Annotated in this window: 9 protein-coding genes; 6 read left to right on the forward strand and 3 right to left on the reverse strand. The window is 54.0% G+C overall.

The annotated features are described in order from the left end of the window. The first annotated feature begins 306 nt into the window (after positions 1-306). The 4 genes from HMPREF2959_RS03125 (at position 307) to HMPREF2959_RS03140 (ending at position 4,400) form a co-directional block, all read left to right on the forward strand. Positions 307-930 carry a lytic transglycosylase domain-containing protein gene (locus HMPREF2959_RS03125; RefSeq protein WP_002212974.1) on the forward strand — a complete coding sequence of 208 codons (624 nt, stop codon included), beginning with the start codon at positions 307-309 and terminating at the stop codon, positions 928-930. A gap of 110 nt (positions 931-1,040) precedes the next feature. Further along, complete coding sequence (locus HMPREF2959_RS03130; RefSeq protein ID WP_002225104.1) at positions 1,041-2,423, forward strand: MFS transporter; 1,383 nt, start codon at positions 1,041-1,043, stop codon at positions 2,421-2,423. A 3-nt stretch (positions 2,424-2,426) separates the two neighbouring features. Then, positions 2,427-2,951 carry a single-stranded DNA-binding protein gene (locus HMPREF2959_RS03135; RefSeq protein ID WP_002212976.1) on the forward strand — a complete coding sequence of 175 codons (525 nt, stop codon included), beginning with the start codon at positions 2,427-2,429 and terminating at the stop codon, positions 2,949-2,951. Positions 2,952-3,476: 525 nt separating this feature from the next. Further along, on the forward strand, positions 3,477-4,400 hold the full coding sequence (locus tag HMPREF2959_RS03140; protein WP_002236541.1) for a DMT family transporter: 924 nt from the start codon (positions 3,477-3,479) through the stop codon (positions 4,398-4,400). Positions 4,401-4,464: 64 nt separating this feature from the next. Here the strand turns inward: HMPREF2959_RS03140 and fumC are convergent, their stop codons facing one another. After that, a complete protein-coding gene (gene fumC / locus HMPREF2959_RS03145) occupies positions 4,465-5,853 on the reverse strand; it encodes a class II fumarate hydratase (RefSeq protein ID WP_002243717.1) in 1,389 nt (462 codons plus the stop codon). Positions 5,854-5,993: 140 nt separating this feature from the next. Next, positions 5,994-7,973, reverse strand: coding sequence for a transketolase (gene tkt / locus HMPREF2959_RS03150; protein WP_002243716.1), 1,980 nt, complete (start codon positions 7,971-7,973; stop codon positions 5,994-5,996). Between the two features lie 526 nt (positions 7,974-8,499). On the opposite strand from tkt, the gene ccoG reads away from it, so the two are divergent. Both ccoG and HMPREF2959_RS03170 read left to right on the forward strand, forming a co-directional pair. Further along, complete coding sequence (ccoG, locus tag HMPREF2959_RS03165) at positions 8,500-9,996, forward strand: cytochrome c oxidase accessory protein CcoG (RefSeq protein WP_002243715.1); 1,497 nt, start codon at positions 8,500-8,502, stop codon at positions 9,994-9,996. Positions 9,997-9,998: 2 nt separating this feature from the next. After that, complete coding sequence (locus HMPREF2959_RS03170; protein WP_002216907.1) at positions 9,999-10,547, forward strand: FixH family protein; 549 nt, start codon at positions 9,999-10,001, stop codon at positions 10,545-10,547. Positions 10,548-10,606: 59 nt separating this feature from the next. Here the strand turns inward: HMPREF2959_RS03170 and HMPREF2959_RS03175 are convergent, their stop codons facing one another. Continuing rightward, positions 10,607-11,782: an NAD(P)H-dependent flavin oxidoreductase gene (locus HMPREF2959_RS03175; protein WP_002238908.1), complete on the reverse strand. Its 1,176-nt coding sequence runs from the start codon at positions 11,780-11,782 to the stop codon at positions 10,607-10,609. Between the last annotated feature and the right edge of the window lie 592 nt (positions 11,783-12,374).

A 12,374-nucleotide genomic window follows, 5' to 3' on the forward strand; every position in this document is an offset into this window, starting at 1 on the left:
ATTTCGTTAACAGACTATTTTTGCAAAGGTCTCCGCCTGCTGCCGCCCGAAAAGCGTGATGCGCTGATGGTGCTGCTGCATAATCCGGACGACGGATAACCGGTGAAAACGGAAAATGCCCGGGTGGTGTTGCCTGTGCCTGTTTGGACAAGCGTTCTTGAGGGCGGTAAAATCAAGGTTTGCCCGAAAAGGGCAGGGCGATATGCCGCGCTTGGATTTTGTGCGCGGTTTTTCGCGTTGGAAGCAATCATTGTCTGTTTGAATATTTAATGCCGTCTGAAACGTCCGGACGCGCCCCCGTTCCCTATGAAAAAACCGACCGATACCCTACCCGTTAATCTGCAACGCCGCCGCCTGTTGTGTGCCGCCGGTGCGTTGTTGCTCAGTCCTCTGGCGCACGCCGGCGCGCAACGTGAGGAAACGCTTGCCGACGATGTGGCTTCCGTGATGAGGAGTTCTGTCGGCAGCGTCAATCCGCCGAGGCTGGTGTTTGACAATCCGAAAGAGGGCGAACGTTGGTTGTCTGCCATGTCGGCACGTTTGGCAAGGTTCGTCCCCGAGGAGGAGGAGCGGCGCAGGCTGCTGGTCAATATCCAGTACGAAAGCAGCCGGGCCGGTTTGGATACGCAGATTGTGTTGGGGCTGATTGAGGTGGAAAGCGCGTTCCGCCAGTATGCAATCAGCGGTGTCGGCGCGCGCGGCCTGATGCAGGTTATGCCGTTTTGGAAAAACTACATCGGCAAACCGGCGCACAACCTGTTCGACATCCGCACCAACCTGCGTTACGGCTGTACCATCCTGCGCCATTACCGGAATCTTGAAAAAGGCAACATCGTCCGCGCGCTTGCCCGCTTTAACGGCAGCTTGGGCAGCAATAAATATCCGAACGCCGTTTTGGGCGCGTGGCGCAACCGCTGGCAGTGGCGTTGATTTTGAACCCGCGCCGCAACCGAAATACGGCGAATCCTGTATAATCCGAAAATCTGTTCACTGGAAGTTCAGACGGCATTGCAACTGTTAATGCCGTCTGAAAAAATATGATGGCAAGAGACAACCGCATCCAAATGTTTCCGCACGAATGGCGCGCCAGTACGACGCTTTCCGGCGTGTACGCGCTGCGTATGCTGGGTATGTTCCTCGTGCTGCCCGTATTGGCGGTGTATGCCGCCTCGCTGCCCGGCGCGGAAGGCAACAAAACGCTGGTCGGGCTGGCAATGGGCATTTACGGGCTGACACAGGCTCTGCTGCAACTGCCTTTGGGCATCGCTTCCGACAAGTTCGGGCGCAAGAAAACCATTTATGCGGGACTGGTCGTGTTTGCGGCGGGCAGCTTTCTTGCCGCCGCCGCCGATACGCTGCCCATGCTGGTCGCCGCACGCGCCATACAGGGTGCAGGGGCGGTCAGTGCGGCGGTTACCGCGCTGCTGGCGGATTTGACGCGCGACGGCGTACGTACCCGCGCAATGGCGATGATCGGTTTGAGTATCGGTTTGACGTTTTCGGTCAGCCTCGTCGTTGCCCCCGTGATTGCCGACGCGGTCGGCGTTCGCGGACTGTTTATGCTGACCGGCATTCTGACCGTCATCAGCATCGGCGTGGTGGCGTGGATGACTCCCGATCCCGAAGTTTCCAAGCTGCACGAAGATACGCAGGCGCAGCCTTCGCGCATAGGCGAAGTTTTGAAAAACCGTAGGCTGCTGACGCTTGATTTCGGCATTTTCGCCCTGCACGCCGCACAAATGGCATTGTTTACCGCGCTGCCTTTCGCGATGACCCAGCTCGGTTTGGAAAAAATACAGCATTGGAAAGTCTATCTGCCTTCGACCATTACGGGCTTGGTGGTGATGGTTCCGCTGATTATCGTCGGCGAGACGCGCAACAAGCTTAAGCAGGTTTTTGTTTTGGGTATCGTCTGTATTGCGGCGGCGCAGCTCGGTTTGCTGTCCGGTATGCGCTCGGTAGGCTTGATTACCGCTTATTTGGTTGTTTACTTTATCGGTTTTAATGTGTTGGAAGCGAGCCTGCCGTCTATGGTTTCCAAAATCGCGCCGTCCGACCTGAAGGGTACGGCGATGGGCGTGTACAACACGATGCAGTCGCTCGGACTGTTTGCCGGCGGCGCGGCAGGCGGTTTGCTGTTTCAAAAATACGGCTTTTCCGGCGTGTTTGCCTTTTGCAGTATATTGATGCTGCTGTGGCTGGTAATTGCCGTTTTATCGCCTGCGCCCAAGCCCGTCAAAAACCTCAGTTACCCTGTCGGCGGCGTGTGGCAGGGCAATCAGGAAGGGTTATACCGCGCCTTGTCGGAGCTTGAGGGTGTGGAAGACATCGGTTTCAGTTTCGACGGGCAGACCGTCTATCTCAAAGTGTTGCAGAAGGGTTTCGATCAGGCTGCCGCTGAAAAAATCATCACAGGAGTTTAAAAAATGTCATTGAACAAAGTCATCCTCATCGGCCGCCTCGGACGCGATCCCGAAGTGCGCTATATGCCCAACGGCGAGGCGGTTTGTAATTTCAGCGTCGCCACCAGCGAAACTTGGAACGACCGCAACGGCCAACGTGTAGAGCGTACTGAGTGGCACAACATCACCATGTACCGCAAACTGGCGGAAATTGCCGGGCAATACCTCAAAAAAGGCGGGCTGGTTTATCTGGAAGGCAGAATCCAAAGCCGCAAATACCAAGGCAAAGACGGCATCGAACGCACCGCTTACGATATTGTCGCCAACGAAATGAAAATGTTGGGCGGGCGCAATGAAAACAGCGGCGGTGCGCCTTACGAGGAAGGTTACGGTCAGAGTCAGGAGGCTTACCAACGCCCCGCGCAGCAAAGCCGGCAGCCCGCCTCCGACGCGCCGTCCCATCCCCAAGAAGCACCAGCCGCGCCGCGCCGCCAACCCGTGCCTGCCGCCGCCCCGGTCGAGGACATTGACGACGATATCCCGTTCTGAATTTTACGGCCGGACATCCTCGCGGAGGGAAATCATAAAGGACGGAGAAACCTTAAACCTTACGGGGCAGGGTTTCTCTTTTTTGCATTTGGGCCGGCTTGTTGCCGCCCTTTGCGTTGGGCGGAACGTTGCGATTGCGCCGTTCGGGCGTTTTGAGGCAGTGATGCCTGCCGCACGTCCCCGCTGTTTTCAGACGGTATAGTGGATTAACAAAAATCAGGACAAGGCGACCGAAGCCGCAGACAGTACAGATAGTACGGAACCGATTCACTTGGTGCTTAGCACCTTTAGAGAATCGTTCTCTTCGAGCTAGGGCGAGGCAACGCCGTACTGGTTTTTGTTAATCCACTATATTTTAAAATTCAGGCGGTGTTTTCAAATAGCGCGAAGCAATAGCCGAGCTTCAGCCGGTTTGTTTGAAATCAAAGGGTTGGAATTAAACGCCAAACGCTTGAACCATTATTGCCCGATGCGGCAAACCGGCATCGTCCGGCAATACGGTTGTTTAAAAATAGGAAAATCAGGATGGAAAACCAAAGGCCGCACCTAGGCTTCGCGTTGGCACTTTTGGCGGCGATGACGTGGGGAACGCTGCCGATTGCCGTGCGGCAGGTATTGAAGTTTGTCGATGCGCCGACGCTGGTGTGGGTGCGTTTTACCGTGGCGGCGGCGGTATTGTTTGTTTTGCTGGCATTGGGCGGGCGGCTGCCGAAGCGGCGGGATTTTTCTTGGTGCTCATTCAGGCTGCTGCTGCTCGGCGTGGCGGGCATTTCGGCAAACTTTGTGCTGATTGCCCAAGGGCTGCATTATATTTCGCCGACCACGACGCAGGTTTTGTGGCAGATTTCGCCGTTTACGATGATTGTTGTCGGCGTGTTGGTGTTTAAAGACCGGATGACTGCCGCTCAGAAAATCGGCTTGGTTTTGCTGCTTGCCGGTTTGCTTATGTTTTTTAACGATAAATTCGGCGAGTTGTCGGGTTTGGGCGCGTATGCGAAGGGCGTGTTGCTGTGTGCGGCAGGCAGTATGGCATGGGTGTGTTATGCCGTGGCGCAAAAGCTGCTGTCGGCGCAATTCGGACCGCAACAGATTCTGCTGTTGATTTATGCGGCAAGTGCCGCCGTGTTCCTGCCGTTTGCCAAACCGGCACACATCGGAAGTTTGGACGGTACGTTGGCGTGGGTTTGTTTTGCGTATTGCTGCTTGAATACGTTAATCGGTTACGGCTCGTTCGGCGAGGCGTTGAAACATTGGGAGGCTTCCAAAGTCAGCGCGGTAACAACCTTGCTCCCCGTGTTTACCGTAATATTTTCTTTGCTCGGGCATTATGTGATGCCTGATACTTTTGCCGCGCCGGATATGAACGGTTTGGGTTATGCCGGCGCACTGGTCGTGGTCGGGGGTGCGGTTACGGCGGCGGTGGGGGACAGGCTGTTCAAACGCCGCTAGTTCGCAGGCAACGGAAAATGCCGTCCGAACGAGGTTTCAGACGGCATTTTATTTGAGGGAAAGATTAGCGCGGATGAACCATATCGGCAGGAACGACCAGTTCGTCAAATTCTTCGCCCGTCAGCAAGCCCAACTCAACGGCGGTTTCGCGCAACGATTTGTTGTTTTTGTAGGCGGTTTTGGCGACTTTGGCGGCGTTTTCGTAACCGATTTTACGGTTTAACGCGGTAACGAGCATCAGGGAATGGTGCAGGAAATAGTCGATTTTTTCCGGTACGGGTTCGATGCCGATGGCGCAGTGTTCGTTGAAGCTGTTGCACGCGTCGCCCAAGAGGCGGATGGATTGCAAGAGGTTGTAGGCGATAACGGGCATATAGACGTTCAGCTCGAAATTGCCCGACGCGCCCGCCATGCCGATGGTAACGTCGTTGCCGAACACTTGGCAGCACACCATGGTCATCGCTTCGCATTGGGTCGGGTTGACTTTGCCCGGCATGATGGACGAACCCGGCTCGTTTTCGGGGATTTTGATTTCGCCCAAACCGCAGCGCGGGCCGCTTGCCAGCCAGCGGATGTCGTTGGCGATTTTATTCAGGCTTGCCGCCAGCGTTTTCAATGCGCCCGAAGCGGCAACGGCGGCATCGCGTCCGCCCAAGGCTTCAAATTTGTTCGGCGCGCTGACAAACGGCAAGCTGGACAATTCGGCGAGTTTGGCGGCGGCTTTTTCGGCGTATTCGGGATGGCTGTTCAAACCCGTGCCGACCGCCGTACCGCCCAAAGCAAGTTCATACAAGTCTTTAAGCGCGTCGTTCAGACGGCCTAAGCCGTGGTCGAGCTGGGAAACGTAGCCGGAAAATTCTTGGCCTAAAGTCAGCGGCGTCGCGTCCTGCAAGTGGGTGCGGCCGATTTTGACGATAGGGGCGAAGGCTTGGGCTTTTTTGTCCAAGGTGTCGCGCAGGGCTTTTACGGCGGGGATGAGGTGGCGGTTGATTTCAATCGCGGCGGCAACGTGGATGGCGGTCGGGAATGCGTCGTTGGTCGATTGCGCGTGGTTCACATGGTCGTTGGGATGGACGGGCTGATACGCCGCCAAACCCGTACCGGCGATTTCGTTGGCGCGGTTCGCCAGCACTTCGTTCATGTTCATATTGGACTGCGTGCCGGAGCCGGTCTGCCAAACCACTAAAGGAAACTGTCCGTCGAGCTTGCCGTTCAACACATCATCCGCCGCCTGCGTAATCAAATCCGCCTGTTCCGGCTTAATCCTGCCGAGGGAAACATTGGTCGCGGCAGCGGCTTTTTTCACCAACGCCAAAGCATAAATCAGCGGCTGCGGCAGGGTTTCGCCGCCGATTTTGAAATTGTTGCGGCTGCGCTGGGTCTGCGCGCCCCAATAGGCTTCGGACGGGACTTCGACATTGCCCATGGTGTCGTGTTCGGTGCGAGTGTTCATACGTTTCTCCTTTTGAAATGTGAATAAGAGTGATTCGCAAATATTATAATGGAGATTGGTGGAATGAGGAAGCATCAAGGCGGGAGGGCAAAAAAATGCCGTCTGAAAAGCGTTCAGACGGCATTTGTTTAGGAGTGGGGTTACAGCACTGATTTCACTGTATCGACCACATTGTCCACGGTAAAGCCGAATGCTTTGAAGAGTAAGTCGGCAGGGGCGGATTCGCCGAAGCGGTTGATGCCGACGACTGCGCCGTTCAGTCCGACATATTTGTACCAGCCGTCGGCGTGGCCGGCTTCTACGGCGATGCGCGGCAGGCTTTCGGGCAGGACGGCGGCTTGATAGGCGGCGTCTTGGCGGTCGAATACGTTGGTGGACGGCATGGAAACGACGCGCACGGCGATGTTTTGCGCGGCGAGGGCTTTTTGCGCTTCCAAAGCCAGCTCGACTTCTGAGCCGGTGGCAATGATGACGGCTTGGGCGTTGCCTTGGGCTTCGCTGATGATGTAGCCGCCGCGTTTGATGTCGTCCAGTTGTTGTTCGCTGCGCGCTTGGAATTTCAGGTTTTGACGGCTGAAAATCAGGCAGGACGGGTGATCGGCGGCTTTGACGGCTTCTGCCCAAGCCACCAGAGATTCGGCGGTGTCGCACGGACGCCATACGTCCATGTTCGGAATCAGGCGCAGGGTGGCGGTTTGCTCAATCGGCTGGTGGGTCGGGCCGTCTTCGCCCAAACCGATGGAATCGTGGGTGAACACAAATACAGGGTTGATTTTCATCAGTGCCGCCATGCGCAAGGCGTTGCGTTCGTATTCGCTAAACATCAGGAAGGTCGCGCCAAAGGGTTTTACGCCGCCGTGCAGGGCAAGACCGTTCATAATCGCACCCATACCGAACTCGCGCACGCCGTAGTGGATGTAGTTGCCGCCTTTGTCGCGGGTAACGGAGACGCTGTTTGACCAGTCGGTCAGGTTGGACGGGGTCAGGTCGGCCGAACCGCCCACCAATTCAGGCAACTCTTTTGCCAAGATTTCGATGCTGTTTTGGCTGGCTTTGCGGGTAGCGATGGTTTCGGCTTTGGCGCACACTTCTTTCAATGCCGTCTGAACGTATTCATCGAAATTGTCCGGCAGCTTTTTATCCATACGGCGCACAAATTCTGCGGCTTCGGCAGGATATTTGGCTTGATATTGCGCGAACAGTTCGTTCCAGTCGGCTTCCAGTTTCGCGCCTTGTTCTTTGGCATTCCACGCATCGTAAATTTCTTGCGGGATTTCAAAGGCGGGGTAAGTCCAGCCCAAATGTTTGCGCGTGGCTTCGATTTCGTCCGCGCCCAAAGGTGCGCCGTGGGTTTTGTGGCTGCCTTCTTTGTTGGCACTGCCTTTGCCGATTAAGGTTTTGCAGCAGATGATGGACGGTTTGCCGGTTTCGGCACGTGCGGCTTCGATGGCGGCTTGAATGGCGGCGGTGTCATGACCGTTTACGTTAGGAACGACGTGCCAGCCGTAGCTTTCAAAGCGTTGCGGGATGTTTTCGGTAAACCAGCCGTCCACTTTACCATCAATGGAAATATTGTTATCGTCATACAAAACAATCAGTTTGCCCAAGCCTAAAGTGCCGGCGAGCGAACAGGCTTCGTGCGATACGCCTTCCATCAGGCAGCCGTCGCCCATGAAGACGTAGGTGTAATGATCGACGATGTTCAAACCGTCTTTATTAAATTCGGCGGCAAGGATTTTTTCTGCCAATGCCATACCCACCGCGTTGGCAATCCCTTGCCCCAACGGGCCGGTCGTGGTTTCCACGCCGTCGGTGTAGCCGTATTCGGGATGGCCGGGGGTTTTGCTGTGCAGTTGGCGGAAGTTTTTCAAGTCTTCAATGCTTAGGTTGTAGCCGGTCAGGTGCAGCAGGCTGTACAACAGCATAGACGCGTGGCCGTTGGAGAGGACGAAGCGGTCGCGGTTGTAGAATTTGGGGTTGGCGGGATTGTGATTGAGGAATTTCGTCCACAATGTTTCCGCCATTTCCGCCATACCCATAGGCGCGCCGGGGTGGCCGGAATTGGCTTTTTGAACGGCATCGGCCGAGAGGAAGCGGATTGCGTTTGCCAGTTGAGACATTTTGTATTTTCCTTGCTGGTGTTTCGGATAAGTGGATAATCGGAAGGCGTTGATTATCGCCCGATTCGCTTATGCTTTCAAGAAAAGGGCGGACGCGTGGGAAGGCGGCGGCAGGGGACAGGCGGGGAAGGATTTTCGATTTGCGGGCGAAGCCTGACATTATTCCTTTTGAAATAAAAAGTTATAGATTGTGTGCCGGATTGTCGATAGCGTTTGTTTATGAGCTTGCGCCGTCGGTTCTGCCGATATGGGGGTGTCGGTTTTTTTAGTCTTTTTTTTAACCGTATTCGGATTTTGTTCGGGCGGTAAGGTAAAATCCAGGCGTTTTGATGCGGATGGGAAATGTATCCGCCCCATACATCCGGACGGCGCATAAAGTTGTACAATAGCGGAAATATATTTTGGGAAAAACGGATTTTCTCAAAACTTGAAACACAACGCCTTAAAAAACAAGAAAAATGACGTCTGAAAAGCAAACGGCGGCGGTAACGGGCAAACCATCAATCAAAAATCTAAGGAATGCAGAATGACCACGGAAAACCAAGCCGGCAATCCGGAATCCGGAATCGGCACGTCCGAACAAACAAAAGCCGCGCCGAAAGCGAAAAAAACATTCGATCCGCGAGCCAGCGTGATTCAAATCCATCCCGAAGGCGAACGCATCCATCCCAAAAAGGCGGAAGGACGGTTCGCCAAACTGCGTATCGCCGCCGTATTGGCGACGCAGTTTGTGTTTTACGTCATTCCGTGGTTCAACTGGAGCGGCAGGCAGGCTGTCGTTTTCAATATCCCCGAACGGCATTTCTTCATTTTCGGATTGTCGTTGGGGGTGGGCGATTTGATTTACCTTGCCTTGCTGCTGATGATTTGCGCCTTCGGGCTGTTTTGGTGGACGACGATTGCCGGGCGACTGTGGTGCGGCTATTCCTGCCCGCAAACGGTTTACACCGAAATTATGCTGTGGATCGACAACCTGGTCGAAGGCGATAGGAACAAACGGCTGAAACTGGAAAAATCGCCGTGGAATTTCACTAAAATCCGCATCAAAGCCACCAAATACCTGCTGATTTTCCTTGTCTGCGCGTGGACGGGCATCACGTTTGCAGGCTGGTTTGTCCCTATCCGCCAGTTCGTTCCCGATTTATTCACTGGAGCAGCAGGCGGCGGCGCGATGTTTGCCACAGCGTTTTACGGCTTTATGACCTTCTTCTTCGCCCACATTATGCGCGAAAAAGTATGCCTGCATATGTGTCCGTATGCACGTTTCCAAAGCGCGATGTTCGACAAGGACACGCTGATTGTTTCTTATGACGCGGAACGCGGCGAACCGCGCGGCGCGCGCAAGAAAACGGTCAATAAGGAAGAGGCGGGTTTGGGCGACTGCATCAACTGTGCGATGTGCGTCCAAGTCTGCCCCGTCGGCATCGACATCCGCAACGGTCTGCAATACCAATGTATCGGCTGCGCCGCCTGTATCGACGCGTGCGATGAGATTATGGACAAAATGGGCTATCCGCGCGGATTAATCCGTTATACGACCGAAAGCGCGCTGGAACACGAATATTCTGAAAAAGACATTAAAAAACGGCTGCTCAGACCGCGCGTGGCAGGTTACGGCGCGGTGTTGGCGTTAGTTATCATTGCCTTCCTGGCCGGTTTGTCCACGCGCAAAATGGTCGAGGTCGATATTTTGAAAGACCGTGGCGTACTGGTGCGCGAAAACGCCAAAGGCTGGCTGGAAAACGCATACAGCCTGCGTATCATCAACAAAAGTGAAAAAGAACAGCTCATTACCGCAAGTGTCAAAGGCTTTGACGAAATCGCCCTGACCGGGCTGCCCGAAGGCGGTATCAAGGTTGCCCCGCGCGAAACGGTAACCCTTCCCGTCCAAGTGTCCACCATTCCGGAATACGCGGACAAAGGCAGCCACCCTATCGAATTTACCTTCCAATACCGCGAAAGCGGCGCGCCCGACGGCAAGCCGGTCGTCTTGGAAGAAGATGCAACCTTTATCGGAGAATAACCGTGTCTCAAAACACTCCAATCAAACCTTGGTACAAACACGTCTGGCCGTGGATCTTGATGGCGGGGCCGATTTTTGTCGTCATCGCCAGCGTCGCTATGTTTTTTGTCGCACAGCAGCACGCGACAGATTTGGTTACGGACGATTATTATAAAGACGGCAAACATATCGACATCCAGCTTCATCGGGATGAAGAGGCTGTCAGACGGCATATCGGGGTGCAGGTTCTCATTTCCCCCGATATGAATGCGGCAAAAGTGTTTGTCGGCGGCGAGTTTGACGGCAAACAGCCTTTGAACCTGCTGCTGATGCACCCGACCCGCAAGGCGGACGATCAAACCGTCGCCCTCAAGCCCGTCGGCAGCGCGCAGAACGGCAGGGCGGAATATGAGGCGGTGTTCAAAACCCTTCCTCCGACCAACCACTGGTATGTGCGCGTGGAGGACGCGGCAGGCGTGTGGCGCGTCGAGAACAAATGGATTACCAGCCAAGGCAATGCGGTGGATCTGACCCCGATGGATAAACTTTTCAATAATACTGAAAGCAAATAAAGAGATGCCGTCTGAAAATTTTCAGACGGCATTTTGATACAGTATCGGCTGTTTTGACATCAGCGTCCTACTGTTGCAACAGGTTCGCTCCCCGTCAGCAGATATTGTATCGTCTCGCGGACGGTGCGGATGGCATTGCCGAAGGGCAGCGGGTCTTTACCTCTGAAGAACAGGCCTTTATCTACTTCTCCACGGAATGCGGCGGCAAGCTGGATATCAATGCAGAATTGTCCGGCTTTGGAAAGCCCGTCGCGCAGACCGCAACTGGTTAGGCAGTTTAAACCTTGGGTACAGCGGCGCGGGTCGGCTTTGGCGTTTGTCTGAAGTTTGCTTTCACGCTTGATGTAGCTGTCTAGGAATTTGGTGCGGACACCGCGCGCCGGCAAACCGGCAACAGACATAAATTCGACTACTTTTTCAGTTTCCGCACCGGCGAGCGTTTTTTTGAAGTTAAGGTGTGCATCTCCTTCTTCGGTAACGGCAAAAGCCGTACCGATTTGAACGGCAGAGGCTCCCCAGTTCTTTAGGGCGGTTTTGACTTTTTCAAAATTTGCCATGCCTCCCGCAAGAATAAGCGGGATTTTTTCGCTTTCCAGCCCTAAACTTTTGAAAACTTCAAACGTTTCCTCAATCACGCGTTTGAAGTCGAACTTGGCATCGTTTACGCCTTCAACGGTTGATGCACCCAAATGTCCGGCCGCGTGGGCAGGATGTTCGACTACAATCGCATCGGGCAATATGCCTTTTTTCATCCAACGTTTCAAGACGATATTAATACCGCGCGATTCGGACAGAATCGGCAGCAGCGCGACATCTTTATGATAGCCCTCGGTCATTTCCGGCAGGTCTAAAGGCAGACCTGCGCCCATCACGACCGCATCCGCCCCTGATTCGCAAGCCTGGCGGACATACGCGGCGTGGTCTTTGACTGCCTTCATCACGTTGACCGCAATCAGTCCTTTTCCCTCTGAAGCGCTTTTGGCTTTTTGGATTTCCCTGTCTAATGCGGTACAGTTCAAAGATGTATATTTCTCTTCACTCGGATTGATTTGTGATTCGGCGAGTAGGTCTTCGTGAAGGTGGCGCAAATCCACACTGGCAATCGTTCCGATACCGTTTTCACGTGCCACCGCGCTGGATAAACCCGATGCGGAAACACCGACCCCCATACCGCCTTGCACGATGGGGGTAAGGGATTTTCCACGAATAACCAAAGGGTCAAAAATATTTTGCATCAGTTTCTCCGAGTATACGAATCAGTCAGGCTCATGAAAAATGGTTCTAACTGTTTTAGAACTATTGCTCAAATTTGGTATTATACTCTAAATATCGCGGCGGTAAACAAGAAAGCAGCCGGAGCTTCGGGCATATTCTGTTACGCCTGTTTCAATCGGGAGAGAAAATATTATAGTGAATTAACAAAAATCAGGACAAGGCGACCGAAGCCGCAGACAGTACAGATAGTACGGCAAGGCGAGGCAACGCCGTACTGGTTTAAAGTTAATCCACTATAAATTTGATGATGGCATAAAAAAGCCCTAGTCAGTTGCTGTCAAAGGGGATTGTTAAGAAAAGTAATGCCACGTTGATGGGGTGCAATATATCAGGCGTTTCAATCGGGTAAAATGTTGGACGGACACCGCATCCGGTTATGGGATATCGGTTTGCACGGCAAAGGTTTGAATATGATTCGATTGTGTCTGAGATTCTGATGAAGGGGGTAGGTAAAGATATGGTAACGAGTTGCCGAGACAATAAAAAATCCCCGAGGGATAATCTCGGGGATTTGGAATTTGGCACGCCCACGGGGAATCGAACCCCGGTTAC

This window comes from Neisseria sp. HMSC070F02 (genome assembly GCF_001814225.1).
Classification (GTDB): Bacteria; Pseudomonadota; Gammaproteobacteria; order Burkholderiales; family Neisseriaceae; genus Neisseria; species Neisseria meningitidis.

Bases quoted from the DNA above. Each gene is read 5' to 3' on its own strand.
- tkt (WP_002243716.1), bottom strand. From the start codon at position 7,973: ATGTCTCAACTGGCAAACGCAATCCGCTTCCTCTCGGCCGATGCCGTT.
- ccoG (WP_002243715.1), top strand. From the start codon at position 8,500: ATGACCACGGAAAACCAAGCCGGCAATCCGGAATCCGGAATCGGCACG.
- HMPREF2959_RS03140 (WP_002236541.1), top strand. From the start codon at position 3,477: ATGGAAAACCAAAGGCCGCACCTAGGCTTCGCGTTGGCACTTTTGGCG.
- HMPREF2959_RS03125 (WP_002212974.1), top strand. From the start codon at position 307: ATGAAAAAACCGACCGATACCCTACCCGTTAATCTGCAACGCCGCCGC.
- HMPREF2959_RS03135 (WP_002212976.1), top strand. From the start codon at position 2,427: ATGTCATTGAACAAAGTCATCCTCATCGGCCGCCTCGGACGCGATCCC.
- fumC (WP_002243717.1), bottom strand. From the start codon at position 5,853: ATGAACACTCGCACCGAACACGACACCATGGGCAATGTCGAAGTCCCG.
- HMPREF2959_RS03175 (WP_002238908.1), bottom strand. From the start codon at position 11,782: ATGCAAAATATTTTTGACCCTTTGGTTATTCGTGGAAAATCCCTTACC.
- HMPREF2959_RS03130 (WP_002225104.1), top strand. From the start codon at position 1,041: ATGGCAAGAGACAACCGCATCCAAATGTTTCCGCACGAATGGCGCGCC.